At 63.6% G+C, this 21731-nt stretch carries 19 protein-coding genes; 11 read left to right on the forward strand and 8 right to left on the reverse strand.

Annotation, left to right across the window (positions count from 1 at the left end):
* Positions 1-17 precede the first annotated feature (17 nt).
* The 5 genes from lpxD to lpxB are packed head-to-tail and all read left to right on the forward strand — an operon-like array spanning position 18 to position 4445.
* A complete protein-coding gene (gene lpxD, locus NKH05_RS06215; protein WP_352482670.1) occupies positions 18-1076 on the forward strand; it encodes a UDP-3-O-(3-hydroxymyristoyl)glucosamine N-acyltransferase in 1059 nt (352 codons plus the stop codon).
* Positions 1069-1533 (forward strand): 3-hydroxyacyl-ACP dehydratase FabZ, encoded by a 465-nt coding sequence (fabZ, locus tag NKH05_RS06220; RefSeq protein WP_023717722.1) that lies wholly within the window; start codon positions 1069-1071, stop codon positions 1531-1533. The genes lpxD and fabZ overlap by 8 nt, the downstream gene beginning before the upstream one ends.
* Positions 1534-1546: 13 nt before the next feature.
* The gene (gene lpxA, locus NKH05_RS06225; protein ID WP_023717721.1) at positions 1547-2380 is read left to right on the forward strand and encodes an acyl-ACP--UDP-N-acetylglucosamine O-acyltransferase; all 834 of its coding nucleotides are present in this window, start codon (positions 1547-1549) and stop codon (positions 2378-2380) included.
* Positions 2381-2386: 6 nt separating this feature from the next.
* Positions 2387-3289: an LpxI family protein gene (locus NKH05_RS06230; RefSeq protein ID WP_023717720.1), complete on the forward strand. Its 903-nt coding sequence runs from the start codon at positions 2387-2389 to the stop codon at positions 3287-3289.
* Complete coding sequence (gene lpxB / locus NKH05_RS06235; RefSeq protein WP_352858266.1) at positions 3279-4445, forward strand: lipid-A-disaccharide synthase; 1167 nt, start codon at positions 3279-3281, stop codon at positions 4443-4445. Before NKH05_RS06230 ends, lpxB begins: the two co-directional genes overlap by 11 nt.
* An 88-nt stretch (positions 4446-4533) precedes the next feature.
* Here lpxB and gltA read toward each other — a convergent pair whose 3' ends face one another.
* Together gltA and gltX are read right to left on the reverse strand one after the other, a co-directional pair.
* Positions 4534-5862 (reverse strand): citrate synthase, encoded by a 1329-nt coding sequence (gene gltA / locus NKH05_RS06240; protein ID WP_023717718.1) that lies wholly within the window; start codon positions 5860-5862, stop codon positions 4534-4536.
* Between the two features lie 178 nt (positions 5863-6040).
* Positions 6041-7462, reverse strand: coding sequence for a glutamate--tRNA ligase (gene gltX, locus NKH05_RS06245; RefSeq protein ID WP_023717717.1), 1422 nt, complete (start codon positions 7460-7462; stop codon positions 6041-6043).
* Positions 7463-7558: 96 nt separating this feature from the next.
* On the opposite strand from gltX, the gene NKH05_RS06250 reads away from it, so the two are divergent.
* Entirely contained in the window at positions 7559-10024 is a 2466-nt protein-coding gene (locus NKH05_RS06250) for a ComEC/Rec2 family competence protein (protein ID WP_352482667.1), read from the forward strand.
* Here the strand turns inward: NKH05_RS06250 and lexA are convergent.
* Positions 10018-10749 carry a transcriptional repressor LexA gene (gene lexA / locus NKH05_RS06255; protein ID WP_084642503.1) on the reverse strand — a complete coding sequence of 244 codons (732 nt, stop codon included), beginning with the start codon at positions 10747-10749 and terminating at the stop codon, positions 10018-10020. The two genes, NKH05_RS06250 and lexA, sit on opposite strands and share 7 nt — an antisense overlap.
* Before the next feature lie 471 nt (positions 10750-11220).
* On the opposite strand from lexA, the gene kynU reads away from it, so the two are divergent.
* On the forward strand, positions 11221-12468 hold the full coding sequence (kynU, locus tag NKH05_RS06260) for a kynureninase (protein WP_023717715.1): 1248 nt from the start codon (positions 11221-11223) through the stop codon (positions 12466-12468).
* Positions 12469-12563: 95 nt separating this feature from the next.
* Complete coding sequence (locus tag NKH05_RS06265) at positions 12564-13394, forward strand: hormone-sensitive lipase (protein ID WP_352790160.1); 831 nt, start codon at positions 12564-12566, stop codon at positions 13392-13394.
* Between the two features lie 7 nt (positions 13395-13401).
* Here the strand turns inward: NKH05_RS06265 and NKH05_RS06270 are convergent, their stop codons facing one another.
* From NKH05_RS06270 to NKH05_RS06290, 5 genes are read right to left on the reverse strand one after another with little or no spacing between them, the layout of a single operon-like run.
* On the reverse strand, positions 13402-14607 hold the full coding sequence (locus tag NKH05_RS06270) for a molybdopterin molybdotransferase MoeA (RefSeq protein ID WP_352855912.1): 1206 nt from the start codon (positions 14605-14607) through the stop codon (positions 13402-13404).
* Positions 14607-15113 (reverse strand): cyclic pyranopterin monophosphate synthase MoaC, encoded by a 507-nt coding sequence (gene moaC, locus NKH05_RS06275; protein ID WP_023717712.1) that lies wholly within the window; start codon positions 15111-15113, stop codon positions 14607-14609. The genes NKH05_RS06270 and moaC overlap by 1 nt, the downstream gene beginning before the upstream one ends.
* Before the next feature lie 2 nt (positions 15114-15115).
* The gene (trpC, locus tag NKH05_RS06280) at positions 15116-15928 is read right to left on the reverse strand and encodes an indole-3-glycerol phosphate synthase TrpC (RefSeq protein ID WP_352482658.1); all 813 of its coding nucleotides are present in this window, start codon (positions 15926-15928) and stop codon (positions 15116-15118) included.
* 4 nt (positions 15929-15932) lie between these two features.
* Complete coding sequence (trpD, locus tag NKH05_RS06285) at positions 15933-16943, reverse strand: anthranilate phosphoribosyltransferase (RefSeq protein ID WP_352482657.1); 1011 nt, start codon at positions 16941-16943, stop codon at positions 15933-15935.
* The gene (locus NKH05_RS06290; RefSeq protein WP_353025140.1) at positions 16940-18832 is read right to left on the reverse strand and encodes a SurA N-terminal domain-containing protein; all 1893 of its coding nucleotides are present in this window, start codon (positions 18830-18832) and stop codon (positions 16940-16942) included. Before NKH05_RS06290 ends, trpD begins: the two co-directional genes overlap by 4 nt.
* Positions 18833-18974: 142 nt before the next feature.
* Here NKH05_RS06290 and tpiA point away from each other — a divergent pair, with 142 nt between their 5' ends.
* From tpiA to NKH05_RS06305, 3 genes are all read left to right on the forward strand, one after another.
* Positions 18975-19742, forward strand: coding sequence for a triose-phosphate isomerase (gene tpiA / locus NKH05_RS06295; RefSeq protein ID WP_023717708.1), 768 nt, complete (start codon positions 18975-18977; stop codon positions 19740-19742).
* A 163-nt stretch (positions 19743-19905) separates the two neighbouring features.
* Entirely contained in the window at positions 19906-20352 is a 447-nt protein-coding gene (gene secG, locus NKH05_RS06300; protein ID WP_352494606.1) for a preprotein translocase subunit SecG, read from the forward strand.
* A 199-nt stretch (positions 20353-20551) separates the two neighbouring features.
* On the forward strand, positions 20552-21673 hold the full coding sequence (locus NKH05_RS06305; protein ID WP_352844067.1) for a L,D-transpeptidase: 1122 nt from the start codon (positions 20552-20554) through the stop codon (positions 21671-21673).
* Positions 21674-21731: the final 58 nt, after the last annotated feature.

The raw sequence follows: 21731 nt of genomic DNA on the forward strand, positions 1-21731 counted from the left end.
TGGATATTGCTTCTGGAATGACCGATCCGGTGTTCTTCGCGCCCTCACGCCGGTATACGGCCGGCGAAGTCGCGAATCTGACCGGCTCGACGCTTGTCGATTCCGGTCTCTCCGATGTATCGATCGAGGCTCTGGCGCCCGCCAACGAAGGCGGCGAGAACGCGCTTGTCTTCGTCGATGGGAGGCGCAATTTCGCGCTGATGCAGTCACTGCGGGCGGCAGCGGTTCTCTGCCCCGCCGAATTTGCCGGCAAGGCGCCGGCGGGCATTGCGGTGCTGGTGCATCCGCGCCCGCAGCAGGCTTTCGCAATGGTCGGGCGCCTGCTTTTCCCGGCGGCTGCAACGCCTGGACCGATGACCGGCGAAACCGGTATCTCGCCGCACGCCCATGTCGATCCGACCGCCCATGTCGAGGCCGGTGCGATCATCGAAGCAGGCGCGGTCATCGGGCCGCGCGCTGCCATCGGCAGCGGAACCGTCATTGCCCCGCATGCGGTTATCGGTCCTTCCTCTCAGATCGGCCGCGACGGCTATGTCGGTCCAGGTGCAAGCGTGCAATATGCGTTGATCGGCAATCGCGTCATCATCCATGGCGGTGCCAGGATCGGCCAGGATGGCTTCGGTTTCGTTGCCGGCGCCAAGGGTCCGGAGCGGGTTCCGCAGATCGGCCGCGTCATCATTCAGGACGACGTCGAGATCGGCTCGAATACGACCGTCGATCGCGGCGCCATGTCCGACACGATCATCGGCCAGGGCACCAAGATCGACAATCTGGTGCAGATCGCCCACAACGTTCGCATCGGCCGCAATTGCATTATAGCCGGGCTTTCGGGTATTTCCGGTTCCGTGACGGTAGGCGACAACGTCACCATGGGTGGCGGCGTCGGCCTTGCGGATCATTTGACCATCGGGTCCGGGGCCAAGCTTGCCGCAAGAAGCGGGTTTATGAGCAATGTGCCTGCAGGTGAGATTTGGGGAGGATATCCGGCGCAGCCGATGGCGGAAGCCATGCGCGAGATAGCGGCCTTGCGCAGACTTGCACGGACGCGCAAACAGGGTGAGGGGGGAAATGGCTGAGATCGCAGCGGCGACGCTCGAAGCGGTTGACATAATGCGGCTGATGAAGCTCCTGCCGCACCGCTATCCGTTCTTGATGATCGACCGCATTGTCGACATAGATGGCGACGAATCCGCCATCGGCATCAAGAACGTCACCATAAACGAGCCGCATTTCCAAGGTCATTTCCCCGACCAGCCGGTCATGCCCGGCGTGCTCATCATCGAGGCGATGGCGCAGACGGCCGGCGCCATCTGCATCCGCAGCCTCGGTACGGAAAAGCCGTCGCTGGTTTATTTCCTGACCATCGACAACGCCAAGTTCCGCAAGCCGGTCGTTCCAGGCGACCAATTGAAAATTCATGTGAAGAAAATCAAGAAACGCGGCAATCTTCTCAAATTCGCCTGCGAGGCCCTCGTCGATGGCACCAAGGCGGCGGAAGCCGAGATCTCGGCAATGATGGTCGCAAGCGGCTGACAAACGAATGCTAATGAAAATCCAGACAGTCATCCATCCATCGTCGGTCATCGAGGCAGGCGCCCAAATCGGCGAAGGCGCCCGCATCGGACCCTTCTGCTACGTCGGCCCCGACGCCGTGATCGGCGACCGTGTCGAACTGGTCAGCCATGTGTCGGTGATGGGCGCGACCACCATCGGTGCATCGACCAAGGTCTATCCGATGGCGATACTGGGCGGGCCGCCGCAGAACACCAAGCACAAGGGCGGCCGTACCACGCTGGTGATCGGCGAGAACTGCGCGATCCGCGAAGGCGTCACCATGCATCTCGGCACCGATTCCAGCCGCGGCGAAACGACGATCGGCGACAACGGCAATTTCCTCGCCTATGCCCACATTGCACATGACTGCGTGGTCGGCAGGAACGCCACCTTCGCCAATCAAGCGACGTTAGGCGGGCATTGCGAAGTCGGTGACAATGTCTACATCGGCGGCCTTACCGCGGTTCATCAGTTTGTCCGCATCGGCGATAACGCCTTTCTCGGCGGTTGCTCGGCGATCGTCGGCGACGTCATTCCCTACGCCATCGCCGTTGGCAACCGTGCCAGCCTTCGCGGCCTCAACATCATTGGCCTGAAGCGCGCCGGCCTGCCGCGTTCCGAGATCCACTTGCTGCGCAAAGCCTACAACACGATCTTCGATCGCTCTCGGACCGTCGGCGAAAACATCGAGTTCGCCAAGGCGGAATTCGCCTCGTCGCCGACGGCCATGAAGATCGTCGATTTCATCGCTGGCCGCGGCAAGCGGCACTATGCCGTGCCGTCGCTCAAAGGTGGCGACGGCGACGATACCGATGATGAAGACTGAGGGCAGATGACGAAGATTGAGGCTGCCGGAAAGGGCCTTGATCTCGCGCCAGATGCCAAGGTCGGCATTATCGCCGGCGGCGGCAGTCTCCCGGTCGAAATTGCCCGAGCGCTCGCCCGGCAAGGCAAACCTCCCTTCGTCGTCATGGCGGCGGGCGAGGTCGACCGCATAGTCGATTTCGAGCCCTATGAGCAGGCAAGCTTGAGGCTGGAGGACGTCGGCTCGCTGCTGCCGATGCTCAAGCGGCATCACGTTACGCATCTGGTGACCGCGGGACATATTACGCGCCGCCCCAGGCTGAGCGCCATGCGCCTCAATTTGGGCCTGCTCGCCTGGCTACCCAGCCTTCTCGTCGGTGTAACCCGGGGGGACGATACGGTGCTGAAACTGTTCGTGCGCAGGATCGAGCGCAGCGGCATCAAGGTTGTCGGCGCTCACGAGATCGTGCCGGAACTGGTCGCCGCTGAAGGCCCGCTGACCAAGATGGCGCCACGCAAATCCGACTGGCGCGACATCGAGGCGGCGCACGCTGCAGCAAAAGCTATCGGCGCGCTGGATATTGGCCAGGCGGCTGTTGCGGTTGGTGGCCGCGCCATCGCGCTGGAAGGCGTCGAGGGCACAGACGGGCTGCTCGAGCGGACAAAACAATTACGCGGGCACGGCAGGCTGGCTGGCAGGAGCCGTGGTGTTTTGGTCAAATGCGCCAAGCCCGGTCAGGAACTGCGTGCCGATCTGCCCTCCATTGGCCCTCTGACCGTCGAGGCGGCGCATGCCGCCGGACTGGCCGGCATTGCCGTCGAAGCCGGCCGCTCGCTGGTGCTCGAAGGTCCTGCCACCATCGGGCGTGCCAATGCACTCGGCCTGTTCGTGATCGGCCTGCCTGCTGCGGAGCCGGCGCATGGCGAATGAGCAGCCGTTGAAGATAGCCGTCGTCGCCGGCGAGGAGTCCGGCGACCTGCTTGGCGCCGACCTTGTGCAGGCGTTAAAGCGCATGACCGGGCGCGAAGTTCGGCTCGTAGGCATCGGCGGCCGCCATTTGCAGGCGCTCGGTTTGGCGCCATTGTTCGACGGCAGCGAGATCGCGCTGATGGGGCTTAGCGCTATCCTGCGCGACCTGCCGCGCCTGATGCGGCGGATCGGCCAGACGGCAAACGCGATTGTCGATGAAAAGCCCGACTGCCTTATCACCATCGACAGTCCGGATTTCTCGCTGCGCGTCGCCAAGAAGGTGCGCGCCGCCGATCCGACGATCCCGATCGTCCACTATGTCTGCCCGAGCGTATGGGCTTGGCGGCCGGGCAGGGCGGCGGCAATGAAGCCATATGTCGATCACATTCTTTGTATCCTGCCGTTCGAGGTGAAGGAACTCGCTCGCCTGGGCGGGCCGCCCGGCACCTATGTCGGGCATCGCCTTGCACACGATCCGGGCATAGTCAGTGCCGCCAGGGCGCAGGCGCAGCCGCGTGACCTCTCCGCCGACCGTGTGAAAACGTTGCTTGTATTGCCCGGTTCGCGTCGCGGCGAGGTGCGGCGCCTGGTCGGGCCGTTCGGCGAAACGGTATCGATCCTGCGGGCGCGCGGGCACCGCTTGCGCTTGCTGTTGCCGACGGTGCCGCACGTCGCCGACCTGGTCAGGACCTCGGTCGCGAGCTGGAACGAGAAGCCGGAGATCATCCTTGATGCCGAACGCAAATGGCAGACCTTCGGCAAGGCCGATACGGCGCTGATCGCGTCGGGGACGGTATCGCTGGAACTGGCACTGGCGGGCGTGCCGATGATCTCCTGCTACCGGCTCGATCCGGTCATGCGCATGGCGCAGGGACTGATCAAAGTTTGGAGCGCAGCCTTGCCCAATCTCATCGCCGACCGGCCGGTCGTGCCGGAACACTACAACCAATATGTGCGTCCGCATTATCTGGCGCGCCAGCTGGAGGCGCTATTCTCCGATACCGCCTACCGCGCCTGGCAGAAGGACGGTTTTGCCGAAATCGCCGGGCGTATGGCAACCGACAAGCCGTCAGGCGAGATGGCGGCGGGGGTGGTGATGGGCATGGTGAGGAAGTGAGCGAGTAGTGAGTAGCGAATAGGAAATGGTGCTGGCCGTAACAGCCAAGCTGCTTCAGCTACTACTCGCTACTCGCTACTCGCTACCTTCACCGCTTCGCGATCGGCACGTAATCCCGTTCCGGCGCACCGGTATAAAGCTGGCGCGGACGGCCGATCTTCTGGTGCGGGTCCTCGATCATCTCCTTCCACTGCGCGATCCAGCCGACGGTGCGGGCAACCGCGAACAGCACGGTGAACATGGTAGTGGGGAAGCCCAGCGCCTTCAGCGTGATGCCGGAATAGAAATCGACGTTGGGGTAGAGCTTCTTCTCGATGAAATAGGAATCGGTCAGCGCGATCTTTTCCAGCTCCATGGCGATGTCGAGCAGCGGATCGTCCTTGATGCCGAGCTCGCCCAGGACTTCGTGCGCGGTCTTCTGCATGATCTTGGCGCGCGGATCGTAGTTCTTATAAACGCGGTGGCCAAAGCCCATCAATCGGAACGGATCGTTCTTATCCTTGGCGCGCGCAATGAATTCCGGGATGTGATCGACATGGCCGATCTCGCCCAACATGTTCAGGGCTGCCTCGTTGGCTCCGCCATGTGCAGGACCCCACAGGCAGGCGATGCCGGCAGCGATACAGGCAAAGGGATTGGCGCCCGACGAGCCGGCGAGGCGGACGGTCGAGGTCGAGGCGTTCTGCTCGTGGTCGGCGTGCAGGATGAAGATGCGCTCCATCGCGCGCGCCAGCACCGGATTGATCTTGTATTCCTCGCAAGGCACGGCGAAGCACATATGCAGGAAGTTGGCTGCGAAATTCAGTTCGTTCTTCGGATAAATGAACGGCTGGCCGATGTGGTATTTATACGCCATCGCCGCGATCGTTGGCATCTTGGCGATCAGCCGCATCGAGGCGACCATGCGTTGATAAGGGTCCGAGATATCGGTGGAATCGTGATAGAAGGCCGACAGCGCGCCGACCACGCCGCACATCACCGCCATCGGATGCGCATCGCGGCGGAAGCCGGTGAAGAAGCGCGACATCTGCTCATGCACCATGGTGTGGCGCGTCACCCGGTAGTCGAAATCGTCCTTCTGCGCCTTGGTCGGTAGTTCTCCGTAGAGCAAGAGATAGCAGACTTCGAGGAAGTCGCCGTGCTCGGCCAGCTGGTCGATCGGGTAGCCGCGGTGCAAGAGAATACCGGCATCGCCATCGATGAAGGTGATTTCCGATTCGCAGCTCGCCGTCGACGTAAAACCGGGATCGTAGGTAAATACGCCGGTGGTGCTGTAGAGCGAACCGATGTCGATGACATCAGGTCCTACCGAACCACTTCGTATCTTGAATTCATGGGTTTTGCCGTCGAGTTCCAGTTTTGCCGTCGACGCCTGGGTTTTGCCGCCAAATTCCATCTTTGTCGCAGGTTCGGTCATAGCAAACTCCTTTTTGTTTCCTCAGGCCGGCAACGGCAAAACATTGAACCCAACACGTCAAAAGCATCGGAATACGCACATTTGCGCCCGCAATTGAATCTGCGCGCCAGATTAGGCCAAGACCCAATGTTGCACTGCGAAACACACCTTTCAATGCCAATCTTCTTGGGCCAGTTTCCTAATCGATTTGATCGGCAATCCGCGCCAGGCCTTCCTCGCGGCCAAGCACGGCCAGCACATCGAAGACGCCGGGCGAGGTGCTTTTGCCGGTGAGCGCGGCGCGCAGAGGTTGGGCCACGGCGCCGAGTTTGTGGCCGCCGGCCTGCGCATAGTCGCGGATCGCGGCTTCCGCCGAGGCGGCAGACCAGTCCGAAATCGTGGCCAGTGCCGCATGAGCGCCCCGCAGGATCGCGCGCGCCTCACCGCTGAGCAGCGCCGCCGCCTTCTCGTCGACCGGCATCGGCCGCTCGACGAACAGGAATGCAGCCCCTTCAACAAGTTCGACCAGCGTCTTGGCGCGCTCCTTCAGGCCTGGCAAAGCGGCAAGCAATTGCGCCTTGCGTCTGTCGTCGAGGCTAGCTGCGATCGCCGGACCGCCGTCGAGATAGGGCAGAGTGGCGATGAAGATGTCGAGCAGCGCCGCGTCGTTCATGCGGCGCATGTGCACGCCGTTCAGCGCCTCGAGCTTGGCGAAGTCGAAACGGGCGGCGCCCTTGTTGACGTCGCCAATGTCGAACCATGCGATCATGTTGGCGATCGACATGATCTCATCGTCGCCGTGGCTCCAGCCAAGCCTCGCCAGATAATTGAGCAGCGCCTCCGGCAGGTAGCCCATGGCGCGATAGGCCTCGACGCCGAGCGCACCGTGCCGTTTCGACAGCTTGGCGCCGTCGGCACCGTGGATCAGCGGGATATGCGACATCGACGGCACCTCCCACCCCATGGCATGGTAGATCACCGTCTGGCGGGCGGCGTTGGTCAAATGGTCGTCGCCGCGGATGATGTGGGTGACGCCCATGTCGTGATCGTCGACGACGACGGCATGCATGTAGGTCGGGTTGCCGTCCGAGCGCAGAATAATGAAATCGTCGAGATCCTTGTTGGGAAAGCGCACGTCGCCCTGGACGCGGTCATGCACAACCGTCTCGCCGTCTGTCGGCGCCTTGATGCGGATCGCCCCCTTGGCGCCGGCCGGCGCCTCGGAGGGGTCGCGGTCGCGCCAGCGGCCGTCATAGCGGGGAGGCAGCCCCTTGGCTCGTGCGCTCTCGCGCATTGCCTCCAACTCGGCAGGCGTCGCGTAACAATAATAGGCCTTGCCCATGCGAACGAGTTCCTCGGCCACCTCGCGATGGCGCGGCGCACGCTCGAACTGCGACACCGGCTCACCGTCCCATGTCAGGCCAAGCCAGGAAAGCCCGTCGAGGATGGCCGCGGTTGCCGCATCGGTGGAACGCTCGCGGTCGGTGTCCTCGATGCGCAGCAGCATCGTGCCGGCTGTGTGCTTGGCATACAGCCAGTTGAACAGCGCCGTGCGCGCCCCGCCAATATGCAGATAGCCGGTGGGCGAGGGGGCAAAACGGGTGACGACCTTGTCGGGCATGGAACTCTCAGGCAGGCGAAGGAAGTGGGTTTGCGGACTTTCGCGCGTTGCGCGTTCATGTAGCATAGGAGGTCGAGGGCGCAAGGGGCAGACCCGATGGCTGTGCGAGGCCGTGGTGCGGGCGAGGGCGAGGACGTTGGCAGCGGCGTCAGCGAACGCTTGCTGTTTGCCGCGCCCGTGCCTGTCCTGCCGGCACCGGCATTGCTGCCGGTTCCACGCTTTGATGCCCCGTCGCTGCCGGCGAGCGACCCAGCAACGGTTCTCGTGCCCGCGGCCGAGCCCATCGTGCGCCTACGCCGGCGTTTCCGCCTCCCGTCACCGTCCCGTATCCGCAACGGCGTAACCTCGGCGGTCGGCCTGGAGCTCGACCGTGGGGTCGCCTTCCTGCTGGTGCCGGTGTTCCTCGCATGCGGGGTGATCGTATATTTTGCGCTGGCGGTGGAGCCGGCCTTTCCACAGCCGATCGCAATCGTCGCCTTGGCAGCCCTCTGTGCCGTCGCCTCGCGGTCGTGGCCCAGAACCCGCCTGTGCTTCATGGCGGCGTTGCTCTGCGCGCTTGGCGTGCTTGCCGCCAAGGTCGAGACCTGGCGTGTCGGAACGCATATGCTCGGTTCCGAAATCTCGACGCGCCTCACGGGTCGCGTCGTATCGTTCGAGCCCATGGCGAGCGGCCGCATCAGGCTGACGATCGATGTGATCTCAACCGCCAGGCCGACACTGCGCTACATGCCGGAACGGGTCCGCGTTTCGGCGATGAAAATACCGGCTGAGCTGACCGCCGGTTCCGAGATCGCCGGCTATGTGCGGCTGCTGCCGCCGACCGGGCCGGTGCGGCCCGACAGCTATGATTTCTCCTTCGACAGCTATTTTGCCGGTATCGGCGGCAGCGGCTTTTTTCTCGGCAATCCGAAAGTCGTGTCGTCGGGCAGCATGCCGTTTGCCGCGCGGCTTTCTTCCGCGATCGAAGACGCGCGCGAATCCATCGCCGACCATATCCGCAGCCGCATCGGCGGCGCCGAGGGCGAGATTGCTGCTGCGCTGATCGTCGGCGTGCGCGCCGGCATTCCCGAGGAGATCAACGAAGCGATGCGGCGTACCGGCATCTACCACATCATCTCCATCTCGGGGCTGCATATGGCGTTGGTCGCCGGCACCATTATGGCGCTGCTGCGCGGCGCCTTTGCGCTGTTTCCCGATTTCTCATCGCGACGGCCGGTCAAGAAATACGCGGCGGCCGCCGCGCTTTTTTCGATTGCGGCCTACCTCGTCTTTTCCGGCATTGTGGTGGCGGCCGAACGCAGCTTCATCATGTTGGCGGTGATGCTTATCGCCGTGCTGTTCGACCGGGCCGCGCTCACCATGCGCAACCTGGCGATCTCGGCCATCGCGGTCATTCTGGTGTCGCCGCACGAGGTGGTCGGTCCGAGCTTCCAGATGTCCTTCGCCGCGACGGCGGCCCTTGTCGGCGCCTATGCAGGCTGGTCCGATTACCGCGCCGGCGGGGCCACCACGCCGCCGCCCCGGCGGTCGCCGCTACGCTTTGCCACTAGAAAGGTACTGCTGGGCATGGGCGGCCTGGCGATGACCTCGATCATTGCAGGGAGCGCCACGGCGCTTTTCGCCATATGGCATTTCCAGCGCGTGGCGCCGCTCAGCCTGTTCGCCAATCTGGCCATCATGCCTATCGTCTCACTGGTCGTCATGCCCTTCGCCGTCCTCAGTGCGCTGGCGATGCCGTTCGGCGCGGATGGGCCTTTCCTCTACGTGATGGGCAAGGGGCTGACGGCGATGATCGCCCTGTCCGGGTGGATCTCCGAGCGCTCGCCGATCGATGCGGTCGGGCTGATTTCGCTGAGATCTGTCCTTTTGGTGACGATCGCCCTCGTCATTGCCAGCATGGCGACGACCTGGTTGCGGCTCGTGGCCCTTCCTTTTGCGCTCGCCGGCTTGCTAACGACAACGCAGACGCGCGTACCCGATGTATTGATCTCGGAGGACGCACGGCTCGTCGCGCTGCCGATCGGCAGCGGTGAACTCGCGGTCAACCGGGCACGCCCGAATGAGTTCACCATCGACAACTGGAAACGCGCGCTCACATCAGAGGCTATCGTCGCGCCGGAAACACCTGGAAAGAACGATCCGCAATTCGACATTGCCGATCCGGCCGACTTACCGCCGGGCATGCCGTTCATTTGCACGGACGGTCTCTGCCTTGCCAGGCATCCATCCGGCGCGATCATCGCGCTAGCCAATGACCGCGATACTGCACGGCCAGCCTGCGCCTTTGCCAGCTTGATCGTCATCGACGACGCCACCGCCCATAATCCCTGCTACTACGACCGGCTGGTCCTCGTCGTCACCAAACGGCAACTGGCGCGCGCGGGAAGTGCGGCCGTCTATTTCGATCCACAAGCGGCAACACGCGCCGAAATCCGCTTCGCCGTCGAAAAATCATACCGGCCCTGGCACGTGCAGCGGAAATTTTCACGCGCGGCGCGGGGCATGCCGCCATACCGCAGAGCCGACAAGCCAAAAGCCGGCGCCAAGGGCGCAGCTCAGTAGCGGCGGATCAGCCCAACGAGCTTGCCCTGCACCTTGACCCTGTCTGGTCCGAAGATGCGCGTCTCGTAGGCCGGATTGGCGGCTTCCAGGGCGATCGAGGCGCCCTTGCGGCGGAACCGCTTCAGCGTCGCTTCTTCCTCGTCGACCAGTGCCACCACGATCTCACCGGGGCTCGCCGTATCGGCATTGCGGATGATCACCGTGTCGCCGTCGAAAATGCCAGCCTCGATCATCGAATCGCCTTTGACCTCGAGCGCATAATGCTCGCCGCCCATGATCATGTCCGGCGGCACCGAGATCGAATGCGTCTGGTGCTGGATGGCATCGATCGGCACACCAGCGGCGATGCGGCCCATCACCGGGATAGACACGGCGGCGACGACATCGTCGTCATTGCCGGCTGCAGGGACGCGCGACGATGTCGGCTTGCCTTGCCGAGGACCTTGCCCAAGACTGCCCTGGATGACACTCGGCGAGAACTTGCGTGCCGCATTGAGGCCGGGGGCGATCGAATCGGGCAGGCGCAGCACCTCCAGCGCACGGGCCCTGTTGGGCAAACGGCGAATGAAGCCGCGCTCCTCCAGCGCCGTAATCAGCCGGTGGATTCCCGATTTGGAAGCCAGGTCGAGCGCTTCCTTCATCTCGTCGAAGGAGGGCGGGATACCGCTTTCCTTCAGCCTTTCGTGGATGAACATAAGCAGTTCGTGTTGTTTGCGTGTCAGCATAGCGACCCCCAACAGAATCAGAAAAACAAACCCAGAACAAACACTATCTGTTCCAGTTGTGTTCCGCAACTGTTTAAAGTTTAATGAATGTGTTAGGGCTCGGGTAACGATACCACTCGCCAAACCGGGACGCTGCATTTTCACCGCCGCGGGCCTCATCGCCTTGATTCTGCTTTCGTTTGCGCCCTCTGGGTTTCCAGAAGGCGGCACTGGTATCGGCCGTCAGCCGGCAAAGGGGCACGGAATTGAAGCCGTATCGACTGTGCGGTTTGGTCAATGCACCGTGAACGAAACGAACTCAAAACGCCAACCTTGGGTTGGCTTGGCTCCTGGTTTCCACCGCATGGTCAGGCAACTTGTCGCCGGTGGAGCCTTGCTGCGCGATACCAGGTAATGGAGAACCGCTCGTGACCGATGGATGCCGTCGATGCGTGTCCGGCGTTGCGGTGAATCTTGGGGAGCAGACAAATCATGACAGGAATTCCCGATCTCGTGGCAATAAGGGCGATGGATGCTGCAGATCCGCTGCGCGCGATGCGCGACCGCTTTGTGCTGCCGCAAGGAGTGATCTATCTCGACGGCAATTCGCTAGGGGCCGCTTCGCGTGCCGCTTTCGATGAATTGAGCAAGGCAGTGACCGAAGAATGGGCGCATGATCTCATCCGCGCCTGGAACACGGCCGGCTGGTTCAACATGCCGCTCGAACTTGGCGACCAGCTCGGGCGCCTGATCGGTGCCGCGGCCGGCCAGACGGTGGTCTGCGACACGACATCGGTCAACATCTACAAGCTGCTGCACGCCGCCATGGCCATGCGGCCGGAGCGGCAGGTCATCGTCGCCGAGGGCGACAGTTTTCCGACAGACCTCTACATGGCTGAGGGTGTGGTTTCGACGCGAAAAGATACGCTGCTGCGCCTCTCGGGGGTCGACGCGCCGAGCATCGAAGAGCTGATCGACGAACGCACCGCCGTGGTGCTGGTCAACCACGTCAACTACAAGTCGGGCGAACTGCGCGACATGCCGGCGCTGACGCGCAGGGCCCAGGAAGCCGGGGCGATGATCGTCTGGGATCTCTGCCACACCGCCGGTGCGATGCCAGTCGAGCTCGACACGGCAAACGCCGATTTTGCCGTTGGCTGCACCTACAAATATCTGAATGGCGGACCGGGCGCGCCTGCCTTCATCTATGCGGCTGAGCGGCATCTTGCCGACATCCAGCAGCCGCTCACCGGCTGGTGGGGCCATGCACGGCCCTTCGCCTTCGAGCCAGGCTATGCGGCCGGCACCGGCATCCGCCGGTTTCTGTGCGGCACCCAGCCGGTCCTGTCGATGCGCACGCTGAAGGGCGCGCTCGACATCTGGAACGATGTCGACATGACGGCGGTGCGCAAGAAGAGCATCGCGCTGGCTGATCTGTTCATCGAGCTCGTCGAGGCAAAGTGCGGCACTTACGGGCTAACGCTCGAAAGCACGCGCGACGGGGAAAAACGCGGCAGCCAGATTTCATTCATGCACGAGCATGGCTACCAGATCATGCGCGCGCTGATCGAACGTGGCGTGATCGGCGATTTTCGCGCGCCATCGACCATGCGCTTCGGCTTCACCCCGCTCTATGTCGGCTATGCCGATGTCTGGCAGGCCGTCGAAGTGCTTGAGGACATCCTGCGCACCGGTGCGTGGAAGGATGCGCGCTTCGCCATCAAGGCGGCTGTCACTTGAGATTGATGCGAGAGCTGGAATCGTGAGGCTGGCGACGACGCGCCGCGCGATGCTCACGCTCGTTGCAAGGCCATATTGCCAGGGGAGGGCGCAGGGTGTTCGAACGTCACATTGCCGATTGGGACAACGCCTATGCCAACGGCGCCAACATAGCCGGCAGCGATCGCTGGCCGGCGGCCTGGGTCGAGCCCGCGCGGGTTTTTCGCGACGTGCTTTCGACCGAGGGCCGGGCGCGGCTCGACATGGCCTATGGCCATGGCCCACGCAACCGGCTCGATCTTTTCCTGCCGGCCACCAAGCCCAAGGGGCTCGTGGTGTTCGTCCATGGCGGCTACTGGATGGCATTCGACAAGAGTTTCTGGTCGCATCTTGCCGCTGGCGCTGTTGATCGCGGCTATGCCGTGGCGATGCCGTCCTACACGCTCTGTCCGCAGATGCGCATTGGCGGCATCGTCAAGGAAGTCGGCGCGGCGATCGGCAAGGCGGCGGGGATGGTCGCAGGGCCGCTGATGCTGACCGGACACTCGGCCGGTGGCCATCTTGTTAGCCGGATGGTTACGACGACGACGCCGCTGGCGCCCGAAATTGTCCGGCGCATTCGCCATGTCGTATCGATCTCGGGTGTGCACGATTTGCGCCCGATCATGCGCACCGGCATGAACGAGACGCTGGCGATCGATGAGGCCGAGGCGCAGGCCGAAAGCCCGGTGCTGCTGCGCCCGATGGACAAGGCCCGCCTGACCTGCTGGGCCGGCGGCGGCGAGCGCGCCGAATTCCTGCGCCAGAGCGCGTTGCTGGCCAACATCTGGATCGGCCTGGGTGCCGCGACCAGTTCGGTGGTCGAGCCTGACCGGCATCATTTCAACATCATCGACGGTTTGGCCGATCCAGACCATCCGCTGACCCGGACCTTGATCTCGGAGTGAGGCAGGTTCAGCGTAGCATCAGCACGTCGCAAGCGGCGCCCGCCGCCGCGGCGGGCGTGAACGGCGCACGGACGATCAGCCCGTTGGCATCGGCCAGCATTTTCAGCATCGAGGAATCCTGGATGCTGAACGGCGTCGCCACGAGCGTGCCGGCGTCAGCGCTGACAACAGCCCGCACATAATCCTGCCTGAGATCGTTGGCCGGCATGGCAGCGCCGAGCCGTGCCTCACGCATATCCTGCTGAAAGGCGCGGCCGCCGAGCCGCGCCAGCAGCGGCTTCAGGAAGAGCTGGGTGCAGACCAGGCTCGCCACCGGATTGCCGGGCAAGCCGATGCAGCGAATGTCGCCCAGCCGCCCGAACATCAGCGGCTTGCCCGGCCGCATGGCGATCTTCCAGAAATCGAGAGTCATGCCTTGCCCGGTCAGCACGTCATGGACGAAATCGTGGTCACCGACCGAGGCACCGCCCAGCGTGACGATGACGTTCGCGCCAGCCTTCACGGCCTTTTCCACCAGCGCAGCGATCGCCTCCCTGCGGTCCGGCGCGATGCCAAGGTCGAGCACTCGCGCACGGACCGACTGTGCGGCGGCGGCGACACCATAGGCGTTGGAGGAGATGATCTGGTCGGGGCCAAGCTCGCTGCCCGGCGGCAGCAATTCGTCGCCGGTGGCGATGATGGCGACCAACGGCCTTTTGACCACGCCGACCTCGGGGTGGTTGGCCGATGCCGCCAGCGACAAGGCCGCCGGGTCGAGCAGGCGGCCTTTGTGCAGCAGGACGTTGCCTTTGGCGAAATCGAGCCCGAGGCGGCGGATGTTTCGCCCCTGCACCGTCGGCTCCGTCACTTCGACGACACCGCGGCCGAGATCGCGGACGTTCTCCTGGATGACGATGGTGTCGGCGCCTTCGGGAAGCGGCGCGCCGGTGAAGATACGGACGGCCTGCCCCTGCTGCACCGTCCCGGCAAAGCCGCTTCCGGCCGGCGCCATGCCGACCACCGAAAGCTTTGCTGGTAAGGACGCGATATCAGCCGCCCGCACGGCATAGCCGTCCATGGCGGAGGCGTTGAACGGCGGCTGGGTGCGGAGCGCCACAACCGGCTCCGCCAGCACGCGGTCGGCGGCATCCAGCAGCGCGACGCGTTCGCCCTGCAGTGCAGCTGCGCCGTCCAACAGGCGCTCGAGCGCCTCAGCAACTGGGACCAGCGCCATCAGCGGCCTGCCTCGGTGACCCCATCTTCGGTGATCTTGTAGTCGCCGGATTTGCCGCCGGTCTTTTCAACCAGCCTGATACCGGAGATGACCATGGCGCGGTCGACCGCCTTGGCCATGTCGTAGATGGTCAGGCAAGCGACCGAGACGGCGCTCAGGGCCTCCATCTCAACGCCGGTTTTGCCCGTGACGCGGGTCAATGCTGTGACCTTCAGGCCGGGCAAAGCTGCGTCCGGCTCGATATCGACAGATATCCTGGTCAGCAGCAGTGGATGGCAGAGCGGGATCAGTTCATGCGTCTTCTTGGCCGCCATGATGCCGGCGATACGCGCGGTACCGAGCACGTCGCCCTTCTTGGCATCGCCGGCGAGGATCATGTCCAGGGTCTCGGGCCGCATCGACACGAAGCCCTCCGCGACTGCCGTGCGCACCGTCTCAGCCTTGTCGCCGACATCGACCATGTTGGCTTCGCCGCGCGCGCCAAGATGGGTGAGGGCGGCCGCCATCCTCAGATCGCCTCTGCCGGCGCCTTGCCCGTCAAAAGCAGGCGCGTTGCAGCGGCCACGTCCTGTTGACGCATCAGGCTCTCACCGACCAGAAAAGTGGCGATGCCGCTCCGCTCCAGCCGGCGGCAATCGTCATGCGAAAAGATACCGCTCTCGCTGACCAGAAGGCGGTCGGCGGGCACCATCGCGACCAGCCGTTCCGAGGTCTCGAGGCTGGTTTCGAAGGTCCGGAGATTGCGGTTGTTGATACCGATCAGCCGCGACGACAGCTGCAGCGCGCGTTCCATCTCAGCCTCGTCATGCACTTCGACCAGCGCGTCCATGCCGAGCCCGAAAGCTGTCGCTTCGAGTTCTCTTGCCAACGCGTCGTCGACGCTGGCCATGATGATCAGTATGGCATCGGCGCCCCATGCCCTGGCCTCGTAGACCTGATAGGGATCGAACAGGAAATCCTTGCGCAAGGCAGGCAACTCGACGGCAGCGCGCGCATCGCTGAGGAACGCGGGCGCCCCCTGGAAAGAGGGTGCGTCGGTCAGCACCGAAAGACAGGCGGCACCGCCTTCCGCATAGGCCCTGGCCAGCGCCGGCGGATCGAAATCGGCGCGGATCAGGCCTTTGGATGGGCTAGCCTTCTTGATTTCGGCAATCAGCGCGAACCTGCCGGATTGGCGCTTTGCTTCAAGGGCGGAAAGAAAGCCGCGCGGCGCTTCGGCGTCCGTTGCCCGTGCCTTGATCTCGGCAAACGGCACTTGCGCCTTGGCCGCCGCGATCTCGTCGCGCTTGTAAGCCTCGATCTTGCGCAGGATGTCGGACATAGTTCTAACCGTTCGAAATCTCGACCAGCCTGTCGAGCACTTTCAGCGCGCGGCCGCTGTCGATGGCCTGCGCCGCCGTCACCATGCCGTCGGCAAGTGTCGTCGCCTTGCCGGCCACCACCAGCCCGGCGCCGGCATTCATCAGCACCGTGTCGCGAAAGGCGCCGGCGGCGCCGCCCAGCATGTCGCGCAGTGCCTGGGCATTGTGGGCGGCGTCGCCGCCGCGCAACTCGTCCTTGGTGTGACGCTTCAGCCCGACCGCTTCCGGGGTCAGCACAAAGCTGCGGATCTCGCCGCCGGCCAATTCGGCGACCTGCGTCTCGCCGGTGGTGGTGATCTCGTCATAACCGTCGCCATGGACGACCCAGGCATGGTCGGCACCAAGCTCCTTCAACGTTTCTGCCACCGGCATGATCCATTCGGGCAGGAACACGCCGACCATCTGCCGTCTGACACTGGCCGGATTGGAAAGCGGACCCAGCAGGTTGAAGATGGTGCGGGTGCCGAGCTCGACCCGGGTCGGGCCGACATGCTTCATCGCCGGGTGGTGCGCCGGCGCGAACATGAAGCCAACTCCGGCCTCGTGGATGCAGCGGCCGATCGTCTCCGGAGGGATGTCGATCTTGACGCCCAACGCGATCAGAACATCGGCGGCGCCGGTCAGCGAGGACAGTCCGCGATTGCCGTGCTTGGCGACGGGCACGCCGCTGCCAGCGATGACGAAGGCGGATGCGGTCGAAATGTTGACGCTGTGCGAATTGTCGCCGCCGGTGCCGACAATGTCGATGGCGCCCTCGGGGGCTTCGACGCGCAGCATCTTGGCGCGCATGGTGGCGACGGCGCCGGCGATCTCGCTGACGGTCTCACCGCGCACCCGCAATGCCATCAGGAAGCCGCCGATCTGGCCGGGGGTGGCGTCACCGGACATGATGATGTCGAAGGCCTCGCGCGCCTCCTCGAAGGAAAGAGCGCTACCGGCGGCGACCTTGGCGATGTGGATCTTCAGCGCGCTCATCTGGCCAGGGCTTGGGTTACGGCCGTCTGATCGATGCGGACGTCATATTGCGTCTGCAACTGCGCCACCAACTGGTCGAGCAGGTCGTCGGACATACCGGAGGTGAAGGATTTCTGCGCGTCCTGGGGTACTGAGTTGGCGTCGGCCCCGGCGGGCTCGAATACCTCGGCAACCTTGAACAGGATCTGTCCGTCGCCCGTGGGCGAGGGGATTAGCCCGGTGCCGCCTTCGCCGACGCCGAACATCGCGGCGGCCCCTTCCTTGCCGAAATCGACGTCGTCAGCATCGCGCTTGACACCGCGCTTGGTCTGCTTTTCGAGCTTGAGCTCACCGGCGATCACCTCGAGCGTGGCGCCGGCCTTGAGACGCTTCTCGAGCTCTTGTGCCTTTGCGGTAAGCCGTTTGGTGGTCTCCGCCGCGGTCCAGTCGGCCACGACCTTCTGGCGGACTTCGTCCAGCGTGCGGTCGCGGGCCGGCGTGATCGCGCTTACGTCGTAGAAGACGAAGCCGTTATCGGCGGTGGTGAGGCCTTCATTGTCTGTTCCGGGTTCGGATTCGAACACCGCCTTGATGAGCGCCGGCGATTCCGGCAGGTCTTTGACGATCCTTTCATCCGGCCTTCGGCCGGTGCGGTCGATGGCGTCGATGGTAACGACCTTCAGCTTCAATTTGGCAGCTGCCTCAGCGAGCGAACTGCCGGAGGCGCGCGTATCCTCGTAATTGTCGTGCACGTCCAGCAAGATGCGGCTTGCCTCGCCCAGTGCCAGATCCTTGCGGATCTGCTCGGACACTTCGGCCAGCGGCTTCACCACTTCGGGCTTGACCTCGGTGACGCGCAGCAGAACGGGGCCAAAGGCGCCCTGTACGACCGGGCTGACTTCATTGGCGTTGAGCTTGAAGGCAGCATCGGCAACCGCCTTGTCAGCGATCTTGTCCTTGGCCAGCGTGCCGAGCAGGGTGTCGGCCGGCGTCTTGCCTTCGGCGGCGACGATCTTGTCGAAGGTCGCGCCGGTCCTGAGCGAATCGAGCGCCGCCTTGGCAGCATCAGGCGTCTTGAACACAAGCTGCTCGATGGTGCGCATCTCGGGCGTGGTGTAGCGCGCCTTGTTCTTGTTGTAGTCGTCGCTGACCTGTTGATCGGTCACTGCGCTCAAATCCATGATGTCTTCCGGTTCGAGCCTGACATAGGAGAACTTACGGTATTCGGGCGCGGCGTAGGTTTTCTTGTTCTCCCCGAAATAGGCCGAAAGCACGCTGTCGGACGGCGCTTCTATCGGTTCGACCAGCGATTTCGGCAAGGTCAGGTAGTCGATTGTGCGATCTTCGCCGCGATAGAGCGCGACCGCCTTGAAGAATGTATCCGGGGCTTTGAGGCCATCCGAAACCGCCTCGACGATCTGCTGGCGGACCGCCACCTGGGCGCGGTTTTTCAGATAGTCCTCCGGCCGCATGCCGATCTGCCGGAGCAGGTACTCGAAGGTTCGCCTGTCGAAGGTTCCGCCAGGCCCTTTGAACGCCGGGTCTTCGCGGGTCAGTTCGGCCAGCCGGTCCTTGGACAGGCCGAGGCCGAGCTTGCGGGCCTGCTCGTCGAGGACGGCGCCCGAGACGAGTTGCGCCAGCACCTGGTTGTCGATGCCGAGCGCCGTCGCCTGCTCACGGCTGATGCGCTGGCCGAATTGCTGCGACATTACGCTGAGCTGGCGATCGTAGGCGAGGCGGTATTCGTTGATCGAGACCTTGGTGCCTCCGGCCGTAATCACGGCGTCATGGCCGGCAAGACCGCCCATCAGCCGCCCCGAGATGCCCCAGACGGCGAAGCTCAACACCAACAATGACAGCAGCAGTTTCGCGACCCAGGTCCCCGCCGCGCTTCTCAACATACCAAGCATGAGTACTTCCGATTTTTGCGCATTTCGCATGCGCCGAGTCTGAAACAAGCGCAATAGCGCCCTTCCTGCTCACTGTCGATTGCTTTGTGGCCTGATTTTGATAGTGAGAGCCAGCTGGAAATTGCCCGGAGAAACAAATCCCATGACGCCTGGAATCCGCCCGCTCGTCGCCGGCAACTGGAAAATGAACGGGACCAGCGCCTCGCTCAACGAGCTCAGGATGATCGGCAACGGCTTCATGAGCGGGCTCGACGCCGAGACCGAAGCCGTGGTCTGCGTGCCGGCGACCTTGCTTGCGCACGCCGCCGAGATTCTGTCGCGCACGCCGGTCCGGGCCGGTGGTGAGGATTGCCACACCGAGGAAAGCGGCGCCTATACCGGCTGTATTTCGGCGGAGATGCTGAAGGATGCAGGCGCCAGCCATGTCATCGTCGGCCATTCCGAATGCCGTGCTGATCGCAAGGAGAACGATGCCATAGTGCAGGCCAAGGCCTCCGCCGCATGGCGCGCCGGGCTGGTGGCTATCATCTGCATTGGTGAGACAAGAGCCGAACGCGAAGCAGGAGCCACGCTTGACGTGCTGTCGCGCCAGGTTGCGGGCTCGGTACCGCCAAACGCCACGGCGTCCAACAGCGTCATTGCCTATGAGCCGGTATGGGCGATCGGCACCGGCTTGACCCCGACCGCCGCCGACGTCGCCGAGGCGCATGCGCATATCCGTGAAGAACTGGCGCGGAAGCTTGGCAATACGGCGGCCAAGATGCGCATTCTCTACGGCGGCTCGGTCAAGCCGTCCAACGCCGTCGAGTTGCTCGGCGTCAGGAATGTCGACGGCGCGCTGGTCGGCGGCGCCAGCCTGAAGGCAGCGGACTTCCTCGGCATCGCGGAAGCCTATCGAAACATCGCTTGATACCGGGACTGCTTGCTGGATTTGAGCGGACGGCCGGCGCCGGAATCGTTGCAAAGGACGCATTGCTTCCCATATTCCGGCCACGGGCTTGGAAATGCCGTCAAAGCATTGTATTGAGCCGCCTCCAAATCAGCGGCCGCACAAGGCCTTGCCAGGATAAATTATGGAAACCGTACTGATCGTCGTCCACCTCATGGTCGTGCTCGCGCTTGTCGGCGTGGTGCTGCTGCAGCGCTCCGAAGGCGGCGGTCTCGGCATCGGCGGCGGATCGGGCTTCATGACCGCGCGTGGCGCCGCCAATGCGCTGACGCGGGCGACAGCGATCCTGGCCGCGGCTTTCTTCGTCACTTCGCTGACACTGTCGATCGTCGCGCGCTATGGCGAGAAGCCGATCGACATTCTCGATCGCGTCCCGGCGACCTCGGACGGGGCAGGCAAGGGCGTACTCAACCAATTGCCCGGCACCACGACGCCGCCTTCAGGCAACACGGCGCCGACCCCGCCGTCCGGCAATGGCGCGGCAACGACGCCTCCGGCAACAGCTCCGGCGACGCCGCCAGCGACAAACGGCGCCACCGCGCCGGCCACGCCGCAAGTCCCCAACCAGTAATCGGGCATCTGATGCCGCGATCTGTTGTCGTTTGAACACAGTCGCGGCAAATGCCGCACGATCACGAAGATTCGACCGCGCCCTACGCTTGAGGCGCTTCCGGCTAATCGATTATACATTGCACGCGGCATTTTCGGCGTCCTTGGGGGGCGCCGGGCGACGCCGTGGGCAACAAGCATTGAACGATCGGATCTTCCCCATGCAGCTTCGCAGCTTCATTTTTGCCGGCCTTTGTGCCGTGCTCAGCCTAGGTGCGCCCGCTTATGCGGCTATGCCGACGGCAAATTCGGCTCATAAAGCCGCGACAACAACTGACGTCGTCAACGTCGCTGCCAAAAGCGATGCGGCGCAATTGAAGCTTCTCAAGAAGAAGAAAGATCCGACGCCGGACGACCTTGCGCAGATCCGCAAGATCGAAGCCAAGATCGCAGCCGACAAGGAAGCCGCTCGCGCCAAGGCACTCGAAGCCAGGAAGCTGGCGATGCGCGAGGCGGCGAAAGCCAAGGCCGATGCGGAACGGCAGGCATTCCTTGCCAAGGAGAGCCAGCCGGTCGCGGCGGTCAAGGTGGCTAATGCCAAGCCGGCCAAGAAGAAGACCGTCAACATCATCGAACCGATCGCACCCATCGCGCCGATCCAGTCGGCCGAGCCGATCCCGGCCGAGGCCATGAACGTTGCGCTGACCGGCAACAATGGCGAATTGCGCAGCGAACCGGTCGGGCAGAAGCCGCAGAGCGTCGGGCTGTTCGCGGGACTGTTCGGCGGCACATCGTCTTCATCGATGTCGCTGCTTCCTGAGACGCGCGCGCTCGACGCCGCGCTCGAAAGGAAGCAGGCCAAGCGCCAGTTCAAGGTCAAGCCGGAATTCGTGCCGCAGGAGGTCGAATTCACCGGCTACAACCCCGGCACCATCGTCATCGATACCAGCGCCCGCCGTCTCTACCTCGTCGAATCATCGTCAACCGCCCGCCGTTATGCCATTGCGGTCGGCCGCGAAGGCCTGCAGTTCAAGGGGACGGTTGCCGTCGGCGACAAGCAGGAATGGCCGCGCTGGATTCCGACGCTGGATATGCAAAAGCGCGAACCCAAGCATTATGGGCAGTACAAGGACGGTATGCCCGGCGGCGGCGACAATCCGCTCGGTGCGCGCGCCATCTATCTCTACGATGGCAAGAAGGATACCCATCTGCGCATCCACGGTACCATTGCACCGCAGTCGATCGGAACCAGCGCCTCCAATGGCTGCTTCCGCATGATCAACGAGCACGTCATGGATCTCTATCGCCGGGTGAAAGTAGGCACCAAGGTCGTCATCATCTGACGCCTCGACAGATCGTGCCAAAAGGGCCGGCCTCGCCGGCCCTTTTGTTTTGATACGC

Source organism: Mesorhizobium sp. M1399 (assembly GCF_040317735.1).
Lineage (GTDB): Bacteria > Pseudomonadota > Alphaproteobacteria > Rhizobiales > Rhizobiaceae > Mesorhizobium.

Coding starts and splice junctions, on each gene's coding strand:
- lpxD (WP_352482670.1), top strand. CDS start 18: ATGACCGATCCGGTGTTCTTCGCGCCCTCACGCCGGTATACGGCCGGC.
- fabZ (WP_023717722.1), top strand. CDS start 1,069: ATGGCTGAGATCGCAGCGGCGACGCTCGAAGCGGTTGACATAATGCGG.
- lpxA (WP_023717721.1), top strand. CDS start 1,547: ATGAAAATCCAGACAGTCATCCATCCATCGTCGGTCATCGAGGCAGGC.
- NKH05_RS06230 (WP_023717720.1), top strand. CDS start 2,387: ATGACGAAGATTGAGGCTGCCGGAAAGGGCCTTGATCTCGCGCCAGAT.
- lpxB (WP_352858266.1), top strand. CDS start 3,279: ATGGCGAATGAGCAGCCGTTGAAGATAGCCGTCGTCGCCGGCGAGGAG.
- gltA (WP_023717718.1), bottom strand. CDS start 5,862: ATGACCGAACCTGCGACAAAGATGGAATTTGGCGGCAAAACCCAGGCG.
- gltX (WP_023717717.1), bottom strand. CDS start 7,462: ATGCCCGACAAGGTCGTCACCCGTTTTGCCCCCTCGCCCACCGGCTAT.
- NKH05_RS06250 (WP_352482667.1), top strand. CDS start 7,559: ATGGCTGTGCGAGGCCGTGGTGCGGGCGAGGGCGAGGACGTTGGCAGC.
- lexA (WP_084642503.1), bottom strand. CDS start 10,749: ATGCTGACACGCAAACAACACGAACTGCTTATGTTCATCCACGAAAGG.
- kynU (WP_023717715.1), top strand. CDS start 11,221: ATGACAGGAATTCCCGATCTCGTGGCAATAAGGGCGATGGATGCTGCA.
- NKH05_RS06270 (WP_352855912.1), bottom strand. CDS start 14,607: ATGGCGCTGGTCCCAGTTGCTGAGGCGCTCGAGCGCCTGTTGGACGGC.
- moaC (WP_023717712.1), bottom strand. CDS start 15,113: ATGGCGGCCGCCCTCACCCATCTTGGCGCGCGCGGCGAAGCCAACATG.
- trpC (WP_352482658.1), bottom strand. CDS start 15,928: ATGTCCGACATCCTGCGCAAGATCGAGGCTTACAAGCGCGACGAGATC.
- trpD (WP_352482657.1), bottom strand. CDS start 16,943: ATGAGCGCGCTGAAGATCCACATCGCCAAGGTCGCCGCCGGTAGCGCT.
- NKH05_RS06290 (WP_353025140.1), bottom strand. CDS start 18,832: ATGCTTGGTATGTTGAGAAGCGCGGCGGGGACCTGGGTCGCGAAACTG.
- tpiA (WP_023717708.1), top strand. CDS start 18,975: ATGACGCCTGGAATCCGCCCGCTCGTCGCCGGCAACTGGAAAATGAAC.
- secG (WP_352494606.1), top strand. CDS start 19,906: ATGGAAACCGTACTGATCGTCGTCCACCTCATGGTCGTGCTCGCGCTT.
- NKH05_RS06305 (WP_352844067.1), top strand. CDS start 20,552: ATGCAGCTTCGCAGCTTCATTTTTGCCGGCCTTTGTGCCGTGCTCAGC.